This is a genomic window from Paraclostridium dentum (assembly GCF_012922555.1).
In the GTDB taxonomy this organism is placed as follows: domain Bacteria; phylum Bacillota; class Clostridia; order Peptostreptococcales; family Peptostreptococcaceae; genus Paraclostridium; species Paraclostridium dentum.
On the sequence record NZ_WIPK01000001.1, the window covers coordinates 148,122 to 172,935 of the forward strand.

The 24,814-nt window shown below is 27.9% G+C and carries 23 protein-coding genes; 22 read left to right on the forward strand and 1 reads right to left on the reverse strand.

All coding sequences use genetic code 11. From position 1 onward, the window contains the following. The first annotated feature begins 852 nt into the window (after window positions 1-852). The 8 genes from yjeM to GFJ41_RS00700 all read left to right on the forward strand — a co-directional run bounded on the left by yjeM (window position 853) and on the right by GFJ41_RS00700 (window position 9,839). Window positions 853-2,397: a glutamate/gamma-aminobutyrate family transporter YjeM gene (gene yjeM / locus GFJ41_RS00665; RefSeq protein WP_035113930.1), complete on the forward strand. Its 1,545-nt coding sequence runs from the start codon at window positions 853-855 to the stop codon at window positions 2,395-2,397. A gap of 114 nt (window positions 2,398-2,511) precedes the next feature. Further along, complete coding sequence (locus GFJ41_RS00670) at window positions 2,512-3,333, forward strand: hypothetical protein (RefSeq protein WP_021431429.1); 822 nt, start codon at window positions 2,512-2,514, stop codon at window positions 3,331-3,333. 117 nt (window positions 3,334-3,450) lie between these two features. Continuing rightward, window positions 3,451-4,638: a trans-sulfuration enzyme family protein gene (locus GFJ41_RS00675; protein ID WP_170074362.1), complete on the forward strand. Its 1,188-nt coding sequence runs from the start codon at window positions 3,451-3,453 to the stop codon at window positions 4,636-4,638. Between the two features lie 200 nt (window positions 4,639-4,838). Continuing rightward, window positions 4,839-5,345, forward strand: coding sequence for an RNA polymerase sigma factor SigV (sigV, locus tag GFJ41_RS00680; protein ID WP_035113927.1), 507 nt, complete (start codon window positions 4,839-4,841; stop codon window positions 5,343-5,345). 12 nt (window positions 5,346-5,357) lie between these two features. Next, on the forward strand, window positions 5,358-6,218 hold the full coding sequence (gene rsiV, locus GFJ41_RS00685) for an anti-sigma-V factor RsiV (RefSeq protein ID WP_035113924.1): 861 nt from the start codon (window positions 5,358-5,360) through the stop codon (window positions 6,216-6,218). Between the two features lie 290 nt (window positions 6,219-6,508). Next, on the forward strand, window positions 6,509-8,047 hold the full coding sequence (locus tag GFJ41_RS00690) for a phosphoenolpyruvate carboxykinase (ATP) (protein ID WP_052169036.1): 1,539 nt from the start codon (window positions 6,509-6,511) through the stop codon (window positions 8,045-8,047). Between the two features lie 198 nt (window positions 8,048-8,245). Continuing rightward, entirely contained in the window at window positions 8,246-8,785 is a 540-nt protein-coding gene (gene hpf / locus GFJ41_RS00695; protein ID WP_021431434.1) for a ribosome hibernation-promoting factor, HPF/YfiA family, read from the forward strand. 163 nt (window positions 8,786-8,948) lie between these two features. Continuing rightward, entirely contained in the window at window positions 8,949-9,839 is an 891-nt protein-coding gene (locus GFJ41_RS00700) for a potassium channel family protein (RefSeq protein WP_170074363.1), read from the forward strand. Window positions 9,840-9,850: 11 nt separating this feature from the next. On the opposite strand, the gene GFJ41_RS00705 is transcribed toward GFJ41_RS00700, so the two are convergent. Continuing rightward, window positions 9,851-11,143, reverse strand: coding sequence for an HdeD family acid-resistance protein (locus GFJ41_RS00705; RefSeq protein WP_170074364.1), 1,293 nt, complete (start codon window positions 11,141-11,143; stop codon window positions 9,851-9,853). A 195-nt stretch (window positions 11,144-11,338) separates the two neighbouring features. Between GFJ41_RS00705 and GFJ41_RS00710 the strand changes: the two genes are divergently transcribed. The 14 genes from GFJ41_RS00710 (at window position 11,339) to kdpC (ending at window position 24,808) form a co-directional block, all read left to right on the forward strand. Next, window positions 11,339-11,641 (forward strand): YjgN family protein, encoded by a 303-nt coding sequence (locus GFJ41_RS00710; protein WP_035113914.1) that lies wholly within the window; start codon window positions 11,339-11,341, stop codon window positions 11,639-11,641. 139 nt (window positions 11,642-11,780) lie between these two features. Beyond that, complete coding sequence (locus GFJ41_RS00715; protein WP_170074365.1) at window positions 11,781-12,851, forward strand: efflux RND transporter periplasmic adaptor subunit; 1,071 nt, start codon at window positions 11,781-11,783, stop codon at window positions 12,849-12,851. A gap of 130 nt (window positions 12,852-12,981) precedes the next feature. After that, the gene (locus GFJ41_RS00720) at window positions 12,982-13,467 is read left to right on the forward strand and encodes a hypothetical protein (RefSeq protein WP_170074366.1); all 486 of its coding nucleotides are present in this window, start codon (window positions 12,982-12,984) and stop codon (window positions 13,465-13,467) included. 228 nt (window positions 13,468-13,695) lie between these two features. Then, window positions 13,696-13,881: a hypothetical protein gene (locus tag GFJ41_RS00725; RefSeq protein ID WP_035113906.1), complete on the forward strand. Its 186-nt coding sequence runs from the start codon at window positions 13,696-13,698 to the stop codon at window positions 13,879-13,881. A 35-nt stretch (window positions 13,882-13,916) separates the two neighbouring features. Further along, window positions 13,917-14,609 (forward strand): iron-sulfur cluster assembly scaffold protein, encoded by a 693-nt coding sequence (locus GFJ41_RS00730; protein WP_035113903.1) that lies wholly within the window; start codon window positions 13,917-13,919, stop codon window positions 14,607-14,609. A gap of 22 nt (window positions 14,610-14,631) precedes the next feature. Continuing rightward, the gene (locus tag GFJ41_RS00735; RefSeq protein ID WP_170074367.1) at window positions 14,632-15,630 is read left to right on the forward strand and encodes a GGGtGRT protein; all 999 of its coding nucleotides are present in this window, start codon (window positions 14,632-14,634) and stop codon (window positions 15,628-15,630) included. Between the two features lie 216 nt (window positions 15,631-15,846). Next, a complete protein-coding gene (locus tag GFJ41_RS00740; RefSeq protein ID WP_332841097.1) occupies window positions 15,847-16,263 on the forward strand; it encodes a hypothetical protein in 417 nt (138 codons plus the stop codon). Between the two features lie 322 nt (window positions 16,264-16,585). Further along, a complete protein-coding gene (locus GFJ41_RS00745) occupies window positions 16,586-17,815 on the forward strand; it encodes a nitrogenase component 1 (protein WP_035113898.1) in 1,230 nt (409 codons plus the stop codon). 118 nt (window positions 17,816-17,933) lie between these two features. Then, the gene (locus tag GFJ41_RS00750; protein ID WP_035113896.1) at window positions 17,934-18,458 is read left to right on the forward strand and encodes a coiled-coil domain-containing protein; all 525 of its coding nucleotides are present in this window, start codon (window positions 17,934-17,936) and stop codon (window positions 18,456-18,458) included. Window positions 18,459-18,666: 208 nt separating this feature from the next. Further along, the gene (locus GFJ41_RS00755; RefSeq protein ID WP_035113893.1) at window positions 18,667-19,203 is read left to right on the forward strand and encodes a hypothetical protein; all 537 of its coding nucleotides are present in this window, start codon (window positions 18,667-18,669) and stop codon (window positions 19,201-19,203) included. A gap of 189 nt (window positions 19,204-19,392) precedes the next feature. Beyond that, on the forward strand, window positions 19,393-20,214 hold the full coding sequence (locus GFJ41_RS00760) for an N-acetylmuramoyl-L-alanine amidase (RefSeq protein WP_052169035.1): 822 nt from the start codon (window positions 19,393-19,395) through the stop codon (window positions 20,212-20,214). 172 nt (window positions 20,215-20,386) lie between these two features. Further along, a complete protein-coding gene (gene kdpA, locus GFJ41_RS00765; RefSeq protein WP_332841098.1) occupies window positions 20,387-22,132 on the forward strand; it encodes a potassium-transporting ATPase subunit KdpA in 1,746 nt (581 codons plus the stop codon). A gap of 25 nt (window positions 22,133-22,157) precedes the next feature. Continuing rightward, window positions 22,158-24,218 (forward strand): potassium-transporting ATPase subunit KdpB, encoded by a 2,061-nt coding sequence (kdpB, locus tag GFJ41_RS00770; RefSeq protein WP_035113890.1) that lies wholly within the window; start codon window positions 22,158-22,160, stop codon window positions 24,216-24,218. 20 nt (window positions 24,219-24,238) lie between these two features. After that, window positions 24,239-24,808, forward strand: coding sequence for a potassium-transporting ATPase subunit KdpC (kdpC, locus tag GFJ41_RS00775; RefSeq protein WP_035113886.1), 570 nt, complete (start codon window positions 24,239-24,241; stop codon window positions 24,806-24,808). Window positions 24,809-24,814: the final 6 nt, after the last annotated feature.

The following is a 24,814-nucleotide window of genomic DNA, read 5'->3' on the forward strand; positions in this document are numbered from 1 at the left end:
TGCAAAAAGGCCACATAGTGGATACTATGCAGCCTTTTTTGCCTAGGATTAAAAAAGCCACATAGTATTATCTATGTGGCCTAAGTACAAGCTAAATTTAGCCATCATAGATACAAACAATTTTCCGTTTGTACCTATGATTTTCGATTTATATCATAAATACAAACTTAACTATAATAGCTAAAATAAAATTTATTAAATTGTAATTTGTTAGTTAAGTTTATATTAATCATTTTCATTTAATCTCCTCATAAAATTTGTTTTTGTTAGAAATAATTATATGAGTTAATTATAAAAAATGCAATAGTGAATTTTAAAAAAATTAAAAAAATTTATAAAATAGAAATTAAAATCCATAAAAAGATTAAAAAAATTATAAATTTTTTTTTAGTTGAATTTAGAGAAATTTGAAGGAAAGAAATAAAAAAACTATAAAATTGATTAAAAAATAACATAGAATTAGTATGTTTTAAAAGGTGAAAATTCGTCAAAATAATTGAAAATAAAATTTAATATTTGCAAATTAAAATAAAAAATATTGGAATATGAAATTTAGTATAGAAATATGTAGAAAAATGAAATAATAATGAGGTTTCTACTAAAATTAGTTATATATAGTCTTAAATTATAAAAAAATAAAGAAATTTAAGATATAAACGTTTTGAAAAAATGTTTTCAAATATCATACTTTTTGGAATAGTTTAAAAAATCATAATATTTAAATTAAACTAAAATCTATTGAAAAGCAAAAACAATGATGATAATCTAACAATAAATAAGGGGCTGATAAATAAATGACAAAAAAGTTATTCATTTATCAAAATAAAGAAATCATATTTAAGGGGGATTCACATGTCACAACCAAGCAATAATAATGTTAAAAAGCTTACGCTAGTACCATTAATACTTATGATATTTACATCGGTATTTGGATTTGGTAATATGCCAAGAGCATTCTACTTAATGGGGTATGCAGCTATACCGTGGTACGTATTAAGTGCTGTACTATTCTTTATACCATATGCATTTATGATGGCTGAATATGGATCTGCATTTAAAAAAGAAAGTGGAGGTATGTACTCATGGATGGAAAAATCTGTAGGAGCTAAGTATGCTTTTATAGGTACATTTATGTGGTATGCATCTTATGTAATTTGGATGGTAAGTGTTTCTTCTAGTTTATGGGTACCATTATCAAATGCTATATTTGGTAAAGATATGACTGGAACTTGGAGCTTATTTGGATTAACATCAGTTCAAACACTAGGTATTTTAGGGGTAGTGTGGATAGCTATAGTTACATTTGTAGCTACTAAAGGTGTTGATAAAATAAGTAAAATAACTTCTATAGGTGGAACAGCTGTTGCATTACTTAATATAGTACTATTAGTTGGTGGAGTATTAGTAGTTGCATTAACAGGAGAACTAGCTCAACCTATAGCTGATGTAGCGAAATCTTTCACTGTATCACCAAGTCCTGACTATCAAACACCACTTACAGTTTTATCATTCTTAACATTTGCAGTGTTTGCATTTGGAGGATTAGAGGTTTTAGGGGGGCTTGTTGACCAAACTGAAAATGCTGAAAAAACATTCCCTAAAGGACTTGCTATATCTGCAATAGTTATATCTGTAGGATATGCACTTGGAATATTTGCATGTGGTATGTTTACTAATTGGAGTGACGTATTAGGTGGAGAGCATGTCAACATGGCAAATGCTACATACATATTAATGAGTAACTTAGGATATAAATTAGGAATAGGATTTGGATTATCTGAAAGTATAGCTCTTACGATGGGAGCTTGGACTGCTAGATTCATAGGATTCTCAATGTTCTTATCATTAACAGGAGCATTCTTTACATTAACTTATTCACCACTTAAGACATTAATACAAGGAGCTCCAAAAGAGTTATGGCCTGGTAAATTAGGTGAATTAAAAAATGGAATGCCTGTAAATGCTATGAAAGTTCAAGCAATTATAGTTATAGTTATGATACTTTTAGTATCATTTGGTGGAAGCAGTGCAGCTGAGTTCTTTGCTATCCTTACTTTAATGACTAATGTTGCAATGACAATACCATATATGTTTTTATCTGCAGCATTCCCTGTGTTCAAGAGAAAGCAATTAAATGGTGAAATAGAAAAGCCATTCGTAGTATATAAGACTAAAACAATTGCAACAGTATTAGCGGTTATAGTTACTGCAGTTGTTGGATTTGCAAATTTGTTTACTATAATAGAACCAGCATTATCTTCTCCAGAAGGTATTTCTAAGACTTTAACTATGATAGGTGGACCATTACTATTCTCAATAGTAGGATTTACACTATACACAGTTTATGAAAATAAGCATGGAGAAAAAGCTAAAAATAGTAAAAAAGTTGTAGGATAGATAAAGGAAGAGAGCAATTTGCTCTCTTTTTTATTTTTTGTAAATAGTTTTAGAAAATTTAAAATTATTGTATAATAAATTGAAACTATAATTAGTATTTAAGGATGTGTGTAAATGAGTGTAAAAATATATGATAAGGATAACCCGAGTTTAGTGAACTCTATGGTATGTGCAATAGACATACTTGGATTTTCTCAAATGATAGTAGATTCTTGCGAAGAAGGATATGGAGATAAGCTACTTAAAGAAATCAATTATCTTATAAATAAAAATAAACAGTGCATAATCCCTAATAAATATAGTAAAGGAAAGATTAAAATATTTACTGATAATATGGTTGTTGCATATCCTATAAATGGAGATGGAGAAGAAGAATTAGATGAGATATTAGAAAATGTATCAGAGTATCAGTTTAACTTATCTTTAGAAGGTTTATTTGTAAGAGGTGGAGTTAGTGTTGGAGATTTTTATATAAATGATGATATAGTATTTGGGCCAGCTCTTCTAGATGCACATAATACAGAAAGTAAAGTATCTTGTTATCCAAGAATCGTATTAGATGACAAGACTGTAAAAAGGTTACAAAAATATATAAACTATTATGATGTAGCTCCGCAAAAAAATAAGATACTTATAGATAGTGATGGTCAGTGGTTTTTAAATTATCTAAATACTATATTTAAATATTACACAGAGTGTAGTAATGACTATGAATTTGAGAGAGTTCAACAAGAGTTATTATTTAGACATAAAAAGAAGCTTGAAGAACTATTAAACAAGCATAAAACAAATATAGTAGTTTGGGATAAGTATGTTTGGACAGCTAATTATCATAATTACTTCTGTGATTTACATTTCCCAGAGGAAAAGTGGCTTAAAATAGCTAAAAAGGATTTATTATCATGGCCAAGACAAATTTTAAATAGCGATATATAATATAAAACAGTTGTATTTAGTATAAAATGGACTAAATACAGCTGTTTTTAATTTTTTAAAAGGATATATATATGAATGTATCCAACTCTATAAATAAGTATATTTAGGAGGGGTTTTATGAGAGAAAGTAATTATGATGAAACTATGCTTTTGCACTATGGTGAGGATAAAAAAGATTATAAAGGAGCAGTAGTACCACCTATCTATCAAAATAGTTTATTTACTTTTGAGGACTGGGATTCTATAGATAAAGCTTTCGATGATCCTGTAAACAATTGCATATATACAAGAGGAAAAAATCCTACTGTATCAATTGTTGAAGAAAAGCTATCTAAATTGGCAGGTGGAGAAAAAGCAAAGCTGTTTACATCAGGAATGGCTGCCATATCTTCGGCCATTATGCACTTTGTAAAACCAAATGGACATATAATTACATTAAAGAATATATATGGACCAGCTAACAACTTTATGGGGAGTTATTTAAAAGAAAAAATGAATATCGAAGTTACATACATATCAGGAAAAGACATAAATGAGTTTAGGGAAAGCATAAGAGAAAATACTTGTTTAATATACCTAGAAAGCCCTTCAAGTGTAGTTTTTAGTTTACAAGATATAAATGAAATTTCAAAACTTGCAAAAGCACATAATATAAAAACTATTATAGATAATACTTGGGCTACACCTATATATCAAAAACCTTTAAAAATGGGAATCGATTTAGAGGTTCACTCTTGTTCTAAATATATAGGAGGACATAGTGATATAGTAGCAGGAGTTATAATAGGAAGTAAAAAAGATATAAAAGATATATTTGAAAAGGAACATGCTTTATATGGTGGAAAAATAGCTCCATTCGAAGCTTGGCTAATAATGAGAAGTTTAAGGACATTGCCTATAAGATTAGCTAAACATCAAGAAAATGCACTACAAGTTGCAAAATTTTTAGAAAGTCATCCAAAAGTAAAAAAAGTATATTATCCAGGAATTAAAAGTTTTGAACAATATGAACTAGGAAAAAAACAAATGGATGGATATACAGGACTAATGGCTATAGATTTAGATTGTAAAGACCTTGATAAGATAAAAGCATTTGTAAATAGATTAGAATATTTTTACATAGGCGTAAGTTGGGGCGGATTTGAAAGCTTAGTTTATGCTCCGGCTATAAGTTATTTAAAAGAGATGACTCCGGACAAGTTTGATGCTATGGGAATTAGTTTAGGTAGTATAAGACTTTCTATAGGATTAGAAAATTATAATGACTTAATATGTGATTTAGAAAAAGCACTTAGCATATTATAAATTAAAATTAGAAAAACTATTAAAAATGAAATGAAGTTTTTTAGAGTATCATTAGATAATGATACTCTTTTTAAATTGATGAAAACTAAAATAAATAAGAAATTATAAAAAATTATATATTAAATTAAAAAAATTAAAACTTTTCAGTATGTATAAAGCGTCTATATATATGTAAGGTGAAAGGAGGTCTATAGATTTAGATGAAATTATTGAGCTCAAATAAAAAAATTAAAGAAAAGAAAGTTAAAGACTATATAGTAAACAATCAAGAAGGCTTTTACAAGGTAGCATATAGTTATGTAAAAAATCAAGATGATGCATTAGATATAGTACATGATTCTATATGCAAGGCACTTTCAAAATTAGATTCTCTTAAAGATGAAGAAGCTATTAAACCATGGTTTTATAAAATTTTAATAAATAGTTCTATAGACTACATAAGAAAAAATAGTAAGTATGTAACTTTAGAAGAAGAGTTGTTATCTGATGAATATAACTCAAATGACACATATACGGATATAGATCTTCAAAGAGCATTAGAAAAACTGCCAGAAGAATATAGAGTTATTATAGTTTTAAGATACTTTGAAGATATGAAAATAGATGAGATAGCAAATGTACTATCACAAAATACAAATACAATAAAAACTAAACTTTATACGGGACTTAGAAGACTTAAGATAAAAATAAAAACAGAAGATTATTAAGGAGTGAAGTTTATGAAGGATATAGATAAAATAAAAAAATTGAAAGAAAATTATAATGATATAAAAATACCTGAAAATTTAAATGATGTTGTAAATGATGCTATAAATTCAAAACACAGAAATAAGAGGATTCATAAAAAATGGATAGTAGCTGCAGCATCTGTATGTGTTGTTATAGGAGCAGTTAATACAAATAAATCATTTGCACAAAGCTTAGAAGAAATACCTGTAATAGGCAGTGTAATAAAGATAATAAACTTTTCTAATTATCAAATAAAAGAAGATGGATACGAGGCATCTATAAAAGTACCAAAAATTGAAGGTTTAGATAATAAAGATTTAGAGTATAAATTAAATAAGGAATTTGAATCGGAAGGTAAAAAATTATACGATCAATATCTACAAGAGGTTAAATCTTTAAAAGATTCTAACTCAGCAGGTCATAAAGCAGCAGAATCATGGTATGAAGTTAAAACGGATAATGATGAAATACTATCTTTAGTAATATACAATTATGAAGCACAAGGGTCTTCTAACACTACAAGAAAATTCTATAATATAGACAAGAAAAATCAGGTTATATTAACACTAGAAGGTATGTTTAAAAATGACAACTATATAGATGCTATAAGCAACAATATAAAAGAGCAAATGAAAAATCAAATGAAACAAGATGAAAATAAAATATATTGGTTAGATGATAAAGAAATGGGAGATGAAAATTTCAAATCTATAGATAAAAATCAAGATTTTTATATCAATAAAGATGGAGAACTTGTTATTTGCTTTGATAAATACGAAGTATCACCAGGATACATGGGATTAGTTGAATTTACAATTCCAAATGATATTATACAGCCACTAATGAATTAGGGAGGATAATAATGGAAACTAGAGCTTATATTAGGGTTTTATCTATTATAGGGTGGATAGGGCTATTTTTAACCATATTTATGATAGTTCCTAGTTTGACTATTTAAAATTAAGGTATTAATATGTAAAGGGTCTATTAAAGGATAGGCTCTTTTTTTATGTAAAATAATAGTTAGAAAATAAATTGTATGAAAGAATATAAAAAATACGTAAAATTAGTAGACATTTTTGAAAAAAATGATATACTAATAATGTAAAAAAGATACACTAATTGAAGGTGGAGGGGACGTATGTTTAGTATAAATAATATAAATGATGGGTTATTTGGAAAGGTTATAGCAAATCCAACTAGAAAAGAATTAAGAGATTTAGCAAAAGATATGGAAAAAACAACAGAATTTAAAAGTGCTAGTTATATAAGTGAAGTTAGAAGTAGAAGTGCTAAAAATACTTATATAGTGGATGAAATAAAAACTGGTGTAGATCAACAAGAAATAAGTAAAGCTAAAGCTGATGAAATTGCAGCTAAAGTATTTGAATATATAAAAGATAAAGAAATGATAAGAGTAGATAGAAAAATGGGTATGAGCGATAAGTTTTCATATAACTGTAGATTATATATATCTAAAAAATATGCAAGAATAGCTCACATGTGGAACAATACATTATTTAATCCAACTGATAGTGAAAATCCAGATTTAGTAAGTATATATGTTCCAGAATGGCCAGAAAGAATAATGTTTGCATACCCAGAAAGTGGAGTTACGTTTATACTAGGAAGTGACTACTTTGGAGAATCTAAGAAATCTTTCTTAAGAATGGCTATGTATAAGGTAAAACAAGCTGGAGGATTAGGATTCCACGCAGGTAGTAAAGTCCTTAGAGTATATGATAAAAACAAAAAATTAAAAGATGTTGGTTTCATAATGTTTGGGCTAAGTGGAACAGGAAAAACAACATTAACTATACATGATCATGAATTAACTGGAGAAGAAAAAGCTATAGTAAGACAAGATGACGTTGTGTTCATGGATGAAAATGGATATTGCGTAGGAACTGAAAATGGATTCTATATAAAAACTGAAGGATTAAATCCAGAACAACAAAGTGTATTATATAAAGCAGCTACTAGTGAAAATGCAGCATTAGAAAATATTAAAGTTTATGAAGATGGAAAAGTAGATTTTTATGATACAAGTTTAACTTCAAATGGTAGAGGCGTTATATTAAGAGAAGAAATAGATACAACAGATGACACTGTTAATTTAGAAAAGGCAAATAAGATAATATTTATAACTAGAAGAAAAGATGTAGTACCTCCGGTAGTTAAGTTAGATCCAAAACAAGCTTTAGATACATTTATGTTAGGAGAGTCTATAGAAACTTCAGCAGGGGACCCAACAAAAGCAGGTCAATCAAAAAGATGTGTTGGAACAAATCCATTTATAATGGGACCTGAAATAGAAGAAGGTATAAAACTTAGAGAAATATTACAAAACAACCCTGATATGGAATGTTTCATACTAAATACAGGAAGTGTTGGAGCCAAAGATGATTTTGATGGTGAAAAATTAACTATCAAAGTATCTACTACTATAATGAAAGAAATAGCAAGAGATAACATAGATTGGGTAGAAGATGAAGAATGGGGTTATATGGTTCCTTCAAAAGTAGATGGAATAGATATAAATAAATATAATCCAAGAAATTATTACACTAAAGAAGAGTATGATAAAATTGCAAATAAATTAAAGTTAGAAAGAAAAGTGTGGTTAGCTAAATACGAAGGGTCTCCAGAGGAAAAAATAGCTGCTACTGTTTCAATATAATAAAGAAAGAGCTGTCTTTTTAAGATAGCTCTTTTTGCATTTGGTAAAATACCCCACAATTAATATTATACCACGAAAAAAATATAAAATATAGAATGGAAATCTGGAAGAAGTTGCTATAGAATTAAGGTAAGTTAAATATAAAACCTTACAAAAGATTAAGTATTTAACAATTGTTTATACAAGGAGGTACTACTTATGAATATAAGAGTAATCGGTAAAAATATAAATCCAACAGAAAGCATCAACGCTAAGATTGAGAGTAAGATGGAGAAATTACAACAGTACCTAAACGTAGATACAGATGTAAAAGTTACTATAAGCGCTGAAAAAGAAAAACAAACAGTTGAAGTAACTGTATTACCAATAAAAGGACCTATAATAAGAGCAGAAGAAGGTCAAAAAGATTTATACTCAGCTATAGATGGAGTTTATGATAAGTTATATAAACAACTTAGAAAGTATAAAACTAGATCAAAAAATAGAAAAAATAGTCATCAAAGTATAAGATTTGAAAACATAGAAGATTATAATTTTGAAAGTAATATAGATGAAAAAGATATTCACATAGAAAGAGTTAAAAAGTTTTCAATAAAACCTATGAGCAGTGAAGAAGCAATACTTCAAATGGAATTGCTAGGACATGACTTCTATATGTTTAGAAATTCAGAAACTGATAAAATAAACACTGTATATAAAAGACATGGATTAGGTTATGGAATAATTGAGGAACAATAAAATAAAAATCGATTGCTTTATTGCAATCGATTTTTTTATGCTTAAGAAAATTGTACTTAACTAATTTTGTGGATAACTTATGTAAAATAATGATATAAATATTTGACATTAAAGCAAAAGTAAGTAATATAAATAATAGAATTATTTATAAGGTGGAGAATATATGGGAAGTTTTATAATTATTATAGTTACTATGATTACTATAGGAATTTTATTAACTAGAAATAGAAGAATTAATAAAAAATTGAAAGTATCAATTTCACAATCTATAAAAGAGATAAATTATACTTATAAAATTTTATTTACAGATAAGGCTATTTTAACAAGGATAATGCAAGCAACTCTTATTGTTGTAGCTGAAGGGACTAGCTTTATAACGATTTATGCAGGAATTTTAAAATATTTACATATAAATTTATTAAATAGTAAGGTTGAATGGATTTTCAATCTTTCTTTAGCAATAATTTGCCTTATTATAGTACACTATGCTATAGGATATATATTGGCACTGAGTTTAAAAATTCAAAATTTTATCCACAATGTTGAACATAAAAATTTAAAAGTAGATTTTATACTAAGTTATTTTCTTATAAGCAGTTATTTAACTGTAGCTTTAATTTTCCCAAAGGAGTTTACAAATCATGTATATATAGGGCTAATAGGGATGATAGTTTGCTATTACTTAAATGTAAAAACATTAATAACATTAATAGCAAATCCTTCAAATATTAAATCTATAAAAAAAGAAGATAACGGATATTCTAGAATTATTATTGCGTCTATACTTATATTGATAATGTTAATTATAAATTTATATTTAATTGTTTGTTTAATTAATGGATTAGAACAAGGTGCATTTTTAAATGCTAATAATAAATTTGATTTATTTTACTATACGGTAATAACCTTTACTACTATTGGGTATGGGGATATAATTCCTGTTACAGTACTTGCGAAGATAACATCAATGTTAATATCTGTAACTAGCGTTGTTTGTTTGAGTGTGTTTTTAAGTAGTATGCTTTCATATAAAGATGAGTTATCTAAGGATTAGATAACTCATCTTTAATTATTTGTATATTTTTTATAAATTTTCTTTTTTATTACAATAGAATTTTTCCTTCTAAATAAATTTTCTAAATAATTATAATAAGTTCCAGGAGTTATAATACCATTAACTGCTATTAAATCTAGACCAGCTGAACCTACAATTGTATCAGCTAATCTAACACAATTTGCAGTTAAAGTAAAATAAGTTTTAAAATATCCAGATTTAAATTTATAGTACTTACAATTTGCTTCAAGATACATTATATTTGTCTCATCTGTATAATCTCCATTTGGACTGAGTTGAGCTGGACATTTCCACAAATAACAATTAGATTTAATTTTATTTATTCTATTTTTTATTAACTCATGTTGATCTTTAGTTAGAGCTAATGTAAAACCAATTAATGATCTATTAAATTGCGTATTTAAAATTTCGATATATTTATCAGTCTCAACTTCAATTAACACACCATCACTTACAAGTGTAAATAACCTATTAGAGCTACTGTCATAAGTTCCATATGAGTATGTAGTATTTTCGAATGAGATATCTATATGGCCAAACCCATTTGCACAGTCAGGAGCAAGATGTATAAATATATCAACAGTTGAATAAGGTTTGCTTGCATTTAAAACATCTTTATTTTCTATAAATGTGTATTCATCAGAATCTAATTTAACAAATTCATTTACTTTTTCAAGAAGTTGCTGAGGTATAAATGCCGAATAAAGTAGAGGCAATCCTATTCTAACTTTTCTTTTGAGTTTATCAGGAACTATATTTTCATCAGAAATTTCTTTGAAAAAATCAGCTAAAAGAGTAAGTGAATAAAGTATTACATATATACCTGCTAGCTTTGAAACAAATATCATGTATTCTTGTGGATGAAATAAAAGTACAACACTAAAAATTAATGATACAACACTTACTATTAACCCAGATAACCATCCTTTTACCTTGTTTTTATATAAAATTAAAGCAGCAGTAATTCGGGCTAAAAAGTTTAATAATGCATATATACCTATTATTCTAATTGCTGAAATTCTAAAAAATTCAGGATGAAGCTTTATATATAGTGCAAGTACTATATATAATATACCTAAACTAAATTTGCCTAACATCGTATCTTTTCTATTAAATATATAAGATAGTATATGTAAAACTCCTATAATTAAAAGATATATTGATATCATATTTAAAGTTAAATTACTTATAAAACTTATATTAAAAAGAACTACTATTCCAAAGATAAATACAGATATAGAAGATAATAATATCGTAAATGGAGAAATAGTTTTTACTTTCATGAAAACCTCCTAAATTAAATTATGTAAATTTGTATAAAAGAATTATACCATTAAATAGATATAAGTAAAAAATAGAGTTAATTTAGATAATTCATAAAAAATTTTAAATTTAAGATTTATTTAAATTTTAGTTTATAGACTATAATTTTACCTAAGTATATAATATATACATAGACAACGAAGGAGGAAAATTAGATGAAATCAAGATTTGAAGGCAATATTTTAGGATTTATAGGAGTTAATATTTTAGCAGCAATTATAATTTTTTTTACAATAGGAATAGCAACTCCATGGGCTATGTGTATTAAGTATAGATGGGAAATAGATAACACTACAATAGATGGAAAAAAATTGAAATTTGTAGGAAGTGGAACTGATTTATTTGTGCATTATATAAAATGGTGGATACTAACTATAATAACTTTTGGTATATATGGATTTTGGTTATATATAAACCTAATTAAATGGAGAGTTGAAAATACTGAGTTCATAAATTAATGAGGATTTTATCCTCATTAATTTATGATTAAAGTTAAAAACTTGTAACCTAATTTAGAGAACAATTTGAATGACAAATTATACCAAACTACTATATAATGAATATATAAAAGACAAAATATACTTTGGGGGGATTTCTTTGAAAAAAAGCATAAATCTAAATAAAAAGAAAGCTATTATAGGTGGCGTGGTAGTAATAGCTATTTTTATGGCGGTTTTTTTTGGAATTAAAATAAAAAACAGTATGAGCAATGCAAATGAAAAAGCTCAAGTTCCTGAAATATACAATGTTCCAGAAAAAGAAAAAATTATTATAGATGGAAAGGTTATGCCAGGTAAATCAAAAGATTTTTTTGCAGAACCTAGTAAAGGAGAGATAGAAAATATAGCAGTAGAAGATGGACAAAAGGTTGATCAAGGGCAGGTATTATTTACTTATAAAAATGAAAATATTTCTCCGGAAATCGATAATTTAAAAGAACAGTTAACAACAAAAGAAGAGGAACTAAAAGTTATTCAAGATGAAACTTTAAAGAAAACCATGGAGGAAGAAATAACTAAATTAAATGATAAGATAAAAATAATTGAAGATAAATCTAGTTATTCAGTGGAAGCTCCTTTTGCAGGTAAGGTGTATATAAGCCATCAAAACAGTAGCGAAAATGAGCCTACTCCAATTATGACATTAGACTCTGAAGATCTTTATGTAAAAGGACAAGCTAGTGAACAGGATTTATCAAAGATAAATCTAAATCAAGAAGTACAAGTAATGGTAAACTCTACTAAAGAAAAGGTAAAAGGAAAAGTTACTTTTATCGGGGAGCGACCTTCAGTTGATAAAATTACATCAAAAAAGGATTCAAAGCAAGGTTTATCTTACTATGATATAAAGGTTAATTTTTTAGAAAACCAAGATTTAAAAAATATTAAAAATGGATTTCATGTTCAAACTACTATAGAAGTACTTAATAATCCTATAAAAGTTCCATATACTGCATTGTTACAACAGGATGAAAAAAGATTTGTTTATAAGGTAATAGATGGAATTGTATATAAACAAGAAGTTAAAACAGGGGAGACAAATAATGAATTTGCAGTAATAACTGAAGGTGTAGGAGAAAAAGATAAAATAATAAAATCTGCAAATGATAAAAATATAAAAGAGGGAGAAAATATTTATCCTAGCAAAGAAAATACAATGGAAGATTAACTAGTTTTATAAGAATAAATATAAAAAAATGGTTATTTATATAACATTTTGTAGAAAACATGCATATATATTATTAAGATGTTGATATTTATATATCTCATTTAATAACATAAAAAGGGTGAATAAATTTATGACATGTAACTACAAAAACAAGTTTAATAAATGTAATCCAGGTTGTAATGAAGAATGTTTAAATGACTGTAGTGAGTGTAGTAAGTACCAACAATTAGCTCATGAAAAATGCGAACAAGCTAACTGTATGATAAACAAAGCTAGTAGAGTTGCTCAACAAGCTAAACAAGCAGAACAAAGAGCGGATTGTTTAAAACAACAAGCACTAGAAGAATGTGCAAGAGCAAATTGTTTATGGGAAGAATATAGAAGACTAGCTAAACAAGGTGAATCTTTAATGAATGAAGCTAAAAAATGTATGGAAGCAAGTGTGAAATGCTATAAAGATTGTTACAAAGAAGATTTTGGATGCAATATGGTCGACTATGGGTATAAACCATGCTTAAATGAAAATCATGGATGTAAACACGAGTGTAACCATGAATGCAATCACGACTGTAATCATGTAAATAAATGTAGTCACAATGATAATTGCGAATGCTAATAAATAATATGTATTAATTAAGAGCAACACTATTTCAAATATAGTGTTGCTTTTGATTTATTATAAAGATTAAATAAGAAAAGTGAGAAAAATAAGAATATTAGGTATTATAAGTCTAATATTGATTTAATTTTAACGTAGTCATATAATAAATGCATAATAAATTTTCAAAAATTTTACTTTTAATATTTAGTTTAGATGGAAATCCTAATTATGAGGTGATTTAATATGAAGGAAAACAATATTAAAAAAAATATTAAAGGTGAAAACTTACAAAAAAAAGAGAAAAGAATTAACTCTGTTGTAAACTCTATATTAAGTGAAAGTACTAGCAAGTCAGATCCAGATGGACACTATACAGGATGTCCTAAAGGAGAAGCTATTAGACCAATACAAGATGTGGATGATTTATAAGAAGAGAAAAATTACACCGAGGAAGGAGATTTCTTATGATTTACACAACGGAAATCACAAATATGTGTAAAATAAACAAAGGACCAAATCATGGACCAGCTCCAATACCAGAAGAAGGTAAATGGGTAAAAGCAACTCAAATTACAGATATATCAGGATTAACGCATGGTGTAGGCTGGTGCGCCCCTCAACAAGGCGCATGTAAACTAACACTAAATGTTAAAGATGGTATAATTCAAGAAGCCTTAGTTGAAACAATAGGATGTTCAGGTATGACACACTCAGCAGCAATGGCGTCTGAAATTCTTCCAGGCAAAACTATATTAGAAGCATTAAATACAGACTTAGTATGTGATGCTATAAATACTGCTATGAGAGAACTGTTTTTACAAATAGTATATGGTAGAAGTCAGACTGCATTTTCAGAAGGTGGATTACCTGTAGGAGCTGGGCTTGAAGATCTTGGAAAAGGACTTAGAAGTCAAGTTGGAACTATGTATGGAAGTCTTGAAAAAGGACCTAGATATTTAGAAATGGCAGAAGGATATATTACTAAATTAGCATTAGATGAAGATAACGAAATAATAGGATATGAATATGTTCACCTAGGAAAAATGATGGAAATGGTGGCTAAGGGAATTGAAGCAAATGAAGCCCTAGAAAAAGCTAAGTCTAACTATGGTAGATTTGATGAAGGCGCTAAATTTGTTGACCCAAGACATGAATAAATAATAAGGAAGGTGAACTATAATGGCTTTATTTGAAAGTTATGAAAGAAGAATAGACCAAATAACTCCAGTATTAGAAAAATACGGAATTAATTCTATAGAAGAATGTAGAGAACTTTGTAAATCAAAAGGATTTGATCCTTATCAAATAGTTAAAGATACTCAAAACATAGCTTTTGAAAATGCATGCTGGGCATATACATTAGGAGCAGCTATAGCTATAAAAAAAGAGTGCAAAAAAGCAGCAGAAGCGGCAGAATCAATAGGAGAAGGATTACAAGCATTTTGTATTCCAGGTTCTGTTGCAGATGATAGAAAAGTTGGGTTAGGACATGGGAACCTAGGTGGAATGCTTTTAAGAGATGAAACTAAATGTTTTGCGTTTTTAGCAGGACACGAGTCTTTTGCAGCAGCTGAAGGTGCTATAAAAATAGCTGAAAAAGCTAATAAAGTTAGAAAAGAAAATTTAAGAGTTATATTAAATGGACTTGGAAAAGATGCAGCATATATAATATCAAGAATAAATGGATTTACATATGTACAAACTGAGTTTGATTATTATACAGGTGAATTAAAAGTAGTAAAAGAGAAGGCTTTTTCAAAGGGTGATAGAAGTAAAGTAAAATGTTATGGATGCGATGATGTTAGAGAAGGAGTTGCAATTATGCACTATGAGGGAGTGGATGTATCTATAACTGGGAACTCAACTAATCCAACAAGATTTCAACATCCAGTAGCAGGAACTTATAAAAAGGAATGCTACCAAGAGGGGAAAAAATATTTTTCAGTAGCTTCAGGAGGAGGAACGGGAAGAACTCTTCATCCTGATAATATGGGTGCTGGACCAGCATCTTATGGTATGACTGATACTATGGGAAGAATGCATTCTGATGCACAGTTTGCTGGATCTTCATCTGTACCAGCTCATGTTGAAATGATGGGACTTATAGGTATGGGAAATAATCCTATGGTTGGAGCTACAGTTGCAATTGCAGTTGCAGTGGAAGAAAGTTTTAAATAGATTTTATTTGGTGTAAAATAAAAAAGGTAGTGATTAAAGTTTTTAATCACTACCTTTTTTTATTAAAAATATTACAATTTTCACATTTACTATACAAATTAGATAATAGTATTTAATGATTTATATAAGTACTTTAATAGAAAAAAACTATACTAAGAGACTATCGTTCATAAATACAAATCAACTTGATATAATAGAAGAAAAGGGGGGATTATTGTGAATTTAAATTCAATGGATTGCAGATTAGAAGAACAAAATAAAAAGGTTATACAAGAATATAGACTACATTTAAACTCTAATTGTAATTGGGAGTATATACACCCAAAAGGAAAGTATCAGCCTATTGAATACTTTTCACAGAAATTTGTGGAAAAACATTCCGCGCTTGCTATGGTATTTCAAATACATAAACTTTGCTTCGCTAAGATTAAATATTTTGAAAATAACGTAGATGATTTTATACCATATTCATACTCCTTTAAGTCTGGATTTGAAAGATGTGAAACGCATAAAGTTCAGTTTTTATACCACATATATAGCCACTATATGATTGGAATTGCTGAACTTCAGGATATAAAAGATATAGATGAATTTAAAAAATTATGTGCTTATTTAGAAAGCTTTAAAAATTAATTTAAAAAAATAAAAAATATGATTCAAATAAAAAAAAATGGGTATAAACAAAAATAAACGTTTAAATAAGTAATGTTAAATGTAAAAGCTTATATATGGGATAATCCAATTATTGCTTTTGAAATTGTGAATATTTAAATGATTTAATAAAATTATATAGTAAAATTAAAAATCTAAATAGTATATAAATTATTTAAAATAAATCTTTTCCAAAATGGAATTCCAATATGTAAGCTAAAAATAGCTTTTAACTTATTTATACAATCTGAAGTTTAATGATTGTATAAAAATTTTATGTTGGCACCATTGGAGGAATTATATTATGGATGAAGAATTTAAATATTTAAAAATACCTGATGATAAAATAGGAATGATATGGACGTTATCTTGTATAAGTGATATATGTGTTATTGAATTTGGAACGCATATAAAGACTCATCATGTTGTAGAAAATATAAACAAAATATGCAATGAGAATAAATGTAAGATATATTCTATACATATTGACGAAGAAGAAAATGTTTGCAATATATTTGGAAAATTGAAAAATGCTATTATAAATTTAGATAATGATATTAAACCTAAATATATTTTTATTGTAGAATCTTCTCAGCCATGTATAATTGGTGAAAAGATATTAGATTTATGCAAAGATTTAAAAGGTATTGCAAGTTGTAAGTTATTACCTATAAATATGAGTAATTTAAATTATGATTATAATATAGGACGAGAATTTGCATTAGAGTTTTTAGCTAAAAAAATAGTAAAGCATAATGAAAAAGATATGAATAAGTATAACATAATGGGATTTAGCGTTGATAAGTACAATTATTTAGCAGATATAAAAGAGTTACAAAGGATAATGAAAGAGTTATTTAATAAAGAAGTAAATACTATGTTTACAGTTAACTCGAGTATTGAACAAATAGAAAATGCATCTAAGGCATCGTTGAATATAGTAGCTAGAAAAGAAGCATTGAAAGCTGCTAAATATATGGAAGAAGAGTATGGAATTCCATATATTTATATAAATTTATACGGATTTAAAAATGCTATAAAATTTATAGAATCTATAAAGAAAATAGATGGATATGAATTAAATGAAGAAAAATACAATGATGAAATGAACCAAGTAAAAAAGAGATTGCTTCAAGTAAAAAAGAAATTTTATTTTTATAAAGGAAGTAAAGACTGTGCTATATTTGGAGACTTTGACACTGTTTTAGGAATTAGTGAAATGCTAAAAGAATTAGGATTTAATGTTGATAGAAAAGAAATAATTTATAAGACTTGCGATGATGTAAACATTGTAAATGAGAAGTTATATCTAGAAACAACCAAATATTTAAATGATAAAGAACTATTGATACTTTTAGGGGATAAGGTCAGTATTGATATGAGACATAAATCTAAAAAAGATTTACAAATAAGCAGCACCAGTTTAGATTTAGTTGATAAATGTATTGATACACCTTATATTGGTTTTAAGGGATGTATGTATATAATTAATCAGATTTTAAATATAGATATAAATAGTGAAATAGAAGCTTAGATAGCTTCTATTTTTTTGTTTTAAAATAGAAACAAATGTTAACAAATATATTATTTAGGCATATTATATATTACAGAGAAAAAATCTGCAAAATAAATTAAAGGGTGTGTGTTTATCTATGAGTTGTAAACATAATTTATGGAATAGCTGTGAAAGTAACAAATGGGACAACGTATGTTATTACAAATGTAAAAACAGTTGTTCTAAAAATTGTAATAAAGATATAGCTAAAACAAAATGCCTTATAGATGATATAAGAGACAAAAATAATTTATTAGGAAAAGACTTGAAAGATGCTAAACAAAACCAAAAAGAAGTAAAATCAGCATTAGAAAATATAGATGATAATGTATCTAACTTAATTAAAGACATTGGAGATATCGAAAATGCTTTAACTAATGCTGTGAAGAGTTTAAATTGCATAGTGAAAGATTTAGATAATGCTATACCAGCGCAAAATGCAGCATTAGAAAATATAAGAGATGCACAAGACAAACAAAAAGATTTAAAAGATTTAATAAATAATTTAGAAAATGCTTTTGATGATACAGTAGAATGTTTAAAAGAGAGAGATGGAAATCCTATATTAATACCTTGGGATGATTGTAAAGAAGAAAAGCCAGACTGGGGTTGTGATTGCTAGTTATATAATATTTGAAGGAATGTAAATATATTTACATTCCTTTTTTATGATTAAAGAGACTATGATTAATAAAAATCTGTGGATAACATATGAAACTTAGTTATACAAATACATCATATTTTAAGCATAAAAAGTAAACAAAAGCATGTGTTAGGCATAATATGGATTACAGGCTAAAAGCTTAAATTTTTTAATGGGGGTTTTAATGATGAGTAGAAAACAAAATGGATGGAATGAATGCGAACATATAAATAAATGGGAAAATGTATGTTATTATAAATGCAATGATAGTGGGTGTAGTGGCGAAAATTGTAAAAAGGATATAGAGAAAACAGAAAGTATTATAGAAAGTATAAAAGTAAAAAATAAAGAATTGGGAAATGATTTAAAAGATGCTAAAGAAAATCAAAAAGAAGTAAAATCAGCACTAGTTGCAATTAATGATAATGTTGGAAACTTGGCAAATAATTTAGGAGAAATAGAAGCCGCACTAGCGCAAGCAGCATGTGATTTGAAATCCATAATGGATGAATTAGAAAAAGCTGTTCCAGCACAAAATACAGCTATTAAGGATATAAAAGATGCTCAAGGTAAACAAAATGATATAAATGTATTAGTTGATGAGCTAGAAAAATCATTTGAAAAAACTGTTAATTGTTTAAAGAAAAGAGATAAACCGCCAGTATTGATACCTTGGGATGACTGCGATAATGATTCTGAAGAACCTGGATGTGATTGTGATTAATAATTAAAATAAAAAAGGTGCATTCAATCTAACTTGAATGCACCTTTTTTATTTTAATTATTAATTTTATAAAACTTAGGTACATACTCATAAAATGTCAAAAAAAATAATGGTGTTGAAAAAAATGAAAAATTATGTATAATAGTTTGTGTAGTAAAAATTACACAAAAGTTAAAAAGGAGGAATATTTTGAAAATTACGACAATAAGAAAAAGTGTAGTAGCTGTAGTTTTATCAACAGCATTTATGTCGACAATGACAGTTTCTCACGCAAATAATTATAAGGTGTTCATAGATGCAGGCCATGGTGGAAATGATAATGGATCTGCTTATAATAATAGAATCGAAGATAATTTAAATCTTCAAATAGCTAATAAAGTTGAAGCAAAGCTAGAAAAACGTGGAATAGATGTTATGACTAGTAGAAAAAGTGATGAATATGTGTCACTAAGAGAAAGAACAAATAAGTCAAACTTAGCAGATGTTGATATGTTTGTATCTATTCATCAAAATGCAGCAGAAGATACAACTACAAAAGGTATAGAAACTTTTTATTATAACGATGAAAATAAAGAGTTTGCAGATGTAGTTCAAAAAAGTTTATTAAGTAGCACTAATGGACTTAATAGAGGCGTTAAAAAAGGAAACTTACAAGTTTTAAGAGACAATGAAGCTCCAGCAGTACTTGTAGAGTGTGGGTTCATATCCAATGATGATGAAGGAAATAAGTTAACAACTAATGAATATCAAGAAAAGATAGCTAATGGTATAGTTGACGGAGTTATTTCTAATTTAGGATTTAAAGATGAAAAAGGGCTTAAAGTTAATAAAAATGTAGCTATAGCTTTATCTGATGGAGTTTGTGTAAGAAATGGAAGAGGTAGTATGTTTAACACAATCGGTTATTTATCAAAGGGAGAAAAAGTTGAAGTTTTAGACACTAAGTTTGATTGGCATAAAATAAAGTTTAATGGACAATGTGGATATGTATCTAACGTATATGTAAAATAATAAATAGTATTTTAAAAGGTTATCTAATAAATTAGGTAACCTTTTTTTAGTTTAAGTAAATTTTGTTTACTCTTTTAATCTTTATACAATCTTAATACAGCAATAATTATCTTAACCTCCACTTTATACTAAAACACATAAAATGAGTATATAGAAAATTTAGGAGGAGATTATGAAGATGAGTATTGTAATTCAAGTATTTGTTTTTATTGCAGTAGTTATATTACTAGCAAAACCTTTAGGTATTTATATATCGAAAGTATTTAAAGATGAAAAGGTGTTTTTAACTAGGATAGTATCACCGATTGAAAAGTTTATATATAAAGTGTTAAATGTAAAAAAAGATGAAGAAATGAATGGTAAAGAATATATATTAAGTATTATTTCATTTAGTTTAATAAGCTTAATATTTGTATTCTTATTACAAATGATTCAATATATACTTCCATTAAATCCAGAAAAGCTAAAAAATATAGATTGGAAATTAGCGTTTAATACAGCTACAAGTTTTGTTACAAATACAAACTGGCAAGCTTACAGTGGAGAAAGTACTTTAAGCTATTTAACTCAAATGATAGGATTAACTGTTCAAAACTTTTTATCAGCAGCGGTAGGAATAAGTGTACTTATGGTATTAATAAGAGGGTTTAAAAGAAGTAAATGTAACTCTATAGGAAACTTTTGGAAAGATTTAACTAAATCAACTTTATATATACTATTACCACTTTCACTTGTTTTAGCTATATTTTTAACTACACAAGGCGTAGTACAAAATTTAAAGCCTTATCAAGAAGTTAAGTTAGTACAGAGTGTAGAAACAGAAAATAAAGGTGTAATAGATAATCAAATAATTCCAGGAGGGCCTGCAGCAAGTCAAATTGCCATAAAACAATTAGGAACTAATGGAGGTGGATTCTTTGGTACAAATTCAGCATATCCATTTGAGAATCCAACTTACTTATCAAATATGGCACAAGCTGTTTCTATAATTTTAATACCTGCAGCATTATGCTTTACATTTGGAGAGATGGTAAACGATAGAAAGCAAGGAAATGTAATTTTATGTGCAATGATGATTATATTCACACTAGCAATATCATCTGCAATGTATTTTGAATTTAAAGCTACTCCAGAGCTTGCAGATAATAAATATATAACAAGTGAATTTAAATCTGACCAATCTGGTGGAAATATGGAAGGAAAAGAAGCTAGGTTTGGAGTAATAAATTCAGCTATATGGGGAGTAACAACTACTTCAGCATCAAATGGATCTGTAAACTCTATGCATGACTCTTTTACACCAATGGGAGGAATGATTCTAACACTACTTATGCAATTAGGTGAGGTTGTATTTGGAGGAGTTGGATGTGGACTTTATGGAATGCTTGCATTCGTAATTCTTACGGTGTTCATATCGGGTCTTATGGTAGGTAGAACTCCAGAATATCTAGGGAAAAAAATAGAACCATTTGAAATGAAAATGGCGTCAATTTTAATAATAACTACACCAGCATTAGTATTAGTTGGAAGTGCTATCACATGTATGGTTCCAAATATAGACTTTTTCTTAACTAATAATGGACCACATGGATTCACAGAAATTTTATATGCACTAAGTTCTACAGGAAACAACAATGGAAGTGCATTTGCAGGATTTTATGTAAATAATAGTTTTATGAATATATTAACAAGTTTAATAATGATATTAGCTCGTTTTATACCAATAGTTTTAATTATAAAAATAGCACAATCATTAGCTAGTAAAAAAATAGTACCACAAAGTGTAGGAACACTAGCAACTAATAATATGTTATTTGTATTTTTATTAGTTGGAGTTGTTCTTATGATAGGGGCATTAGGCTTTTTACCATCACTAGCTCTTGGACCAATCGCAGAACATTTGAATATGTTTTTTTAAACTTTAGTATAAGGGAGATATTATTATGAGTAATTCAAATAAAAGCTTTGTAAGCAAAGATATTTTAAAAGATGCTATAAAAGATTCTATTAAAAAGTTAAGTTTTAAAGTACAGCTTAAAAATCCAGTTATGTTTGTAGTATATATAGGATCAATAATTACTAGTTTAATGACTATTATGTCATTTTTTAATATGACGAATGACAACACATCATTTGATTTAATGATAAGTATTTTCTTATGGTCTACAGTATTATTTGCAAACTTTGCAGAAGCTATAGCAGAAGGAAGAGGTAAAGCTCAGGCTAGTAGTCTAAGAGCTGCAAAGAAAGATGTATTAGCTAAAAAGTTAAAGTATTGCAATAAAAATAGTGAGTTTGAAATGATACAATCAAGCTTATTAAAAAAAGGAGATATAGTTTTAGTTGATGCAAATGAGCAAGTTCCTGCAGATGGAGATGTTATAGAAGGAGTTGCTTCAGTAGATGAAAGTGCTATAACTGGAGAAAGTGCTCCAGTTATAAGAGAATCAGGTGGGGATAGATGTGCAGTAACAGGTGGAACTACAGTGGTTTCTGATTATTTAATAGTAGAAGTAACATCAAGTCCAGGTGAAAGTTTTTTAGATAAGATGATTGCTATGGTAGAAGGAGCTAAAAGGAAAAAAACACCGAATGAGATAGCTTTACAAACATTACTAATTGCATTAACTTCAATATTTTTAATAGTAACAGTAACTTTATATCCATTTAGTTATTTTGCAGTAAAACAAAATGGAGTAGGGACTGTAGTTTCTATAACTTCACTGGTAGCTTTATTAGTTTGTTTAGCCCCAACGACTATTGGGGGGTTACTTTCTTCAATTGGAATTGCAGGAATGAGTAGATTAAATAATAAAAATGTTCTAGCGACATCAGGAAGAGCTATAGAAGCAGCTGGAGATGTAGATGTGCTACTTTTAGATAAAACAGGTACTATAACTCATGGAAATAGGCAAGCAAGTGATTTTATACCTCTTAAACATGTAGACATGGAAGAGTTTGTGGATTGTGCAAAATTGAGTTCTGCATTAGATGAAACTCCTGAAGGAAGAAGTATAGTTGTGCTTGCAAAAAAGATGTATTCATTGGATTATAATGATTTATCAGATAATGATATAGAATTTGTACCTTTTTCAGCAAAGACTAGGATGAGTGGAGCTAACATAATTAAAGATAAAATAAGAAAAGGTGCAGCAAGTGCTATAAAACAGTTTGTAGAAGAACAGGGTGGAAAGTATCCAAAGGAATGTGATGAAATTGTTGAGGAAATTTCAAAAAAAGGTGGGACTCCTTTAGTTGTTTGTAAAAACAATAGGGTATTAGGAGTTATATATTTAAAAGATATTCTTAAAAAAGGGGTATATGAAAAGTTCAATGATTTAAGAAAGATGGGAATAAAGACAATAATGATAACAGGAGATAATCCTTTAACAGCAGCAGCAATAGCAGCAGAAGCTGGAGTTGATGATTTTTTAGCAGAGGCGACACCTAAAGCTAAACTTGATTTAATTCATGAGTATCAAAGAAAGGGCCACTTGGTAGCTATGACAGGGGATGGGAGTAATGATGCTCCTGCACTTGCCCAAGCAGACGTTGCTGTTGCTATGAATACAGGTACACAAGCTGCAAAAGAAGCAGGAAACATGGTAGATTTAGATTCTAGTCCAACCAAATTAATAGAAATAGTAAAAATAGGTAAACAGCTACTTATGACAAGAGGGGCTCTTACGACTTTTAGTATTGCAAATGATATTGCCAAGTATTTTGCAATAATACCACCATTATTTTTAGGAGTTTATCCACAATTGGATAAGTTAAATATAATGAACCTTAATAGCCCTGAAAGTGCTATAATGAGTGCGGTTATATATAACGCGATTATAATAATTGCATTAGTGCCACTTGCACTTAAAGGAGTTAAATATAGAGAATTGCCTGCAAGTAAACTTTTATCAAGGAATTTAATGATATATGGTATAGGTGGGATTATAACACCTTTTATATGTATAAAAATTATAGACATGATTATAGGTACAATTTTATAATATTATAAGGAGATTGAGATATGAAATATGTAAAAAGAGCATCGTTAATACTTTTAATTATGACAGTCATAACTGGGATTATATATCCATTAACAATAACTGCTTTTGCTCAAATATTTGTACCAAATAAAGCAAATGGTAGTATAATTGAAGAAAATGATAAAAAGATAGGATCAAAGCTTATGGGGCAAAACTTTACAGACCCAAAATATTTCTGGTCAAGACCATCAGAAACGCAAGATTATCCATATAATCCGTTAGGGTCTTCTGGAAGCAATATGTCTCCAACTGGCGAAGCATTTGACAAAGTATTAAATGAAAGAATAAAAATGTACAAAAAATATGATGAAAAAAATACAGAAAAAATTCCTGTAGATTTAGTAACTGCATCAGCAAGTGGGCTAGACCCAGATATATCGGTAAGAGGAGCTAAATACCAAGTTGATAGAGTTTCTAAGTATAGTAAAATTTCTAAAGAAAAATTATTAGAACTTATAGATAAAAATACAAATTCTAAGCTTATAGGTATGTTTGGAGAACCTACAGTAAATGTATTACAGCTTAATCTAGATTTGGAGAAAATTAAATAATTAGTA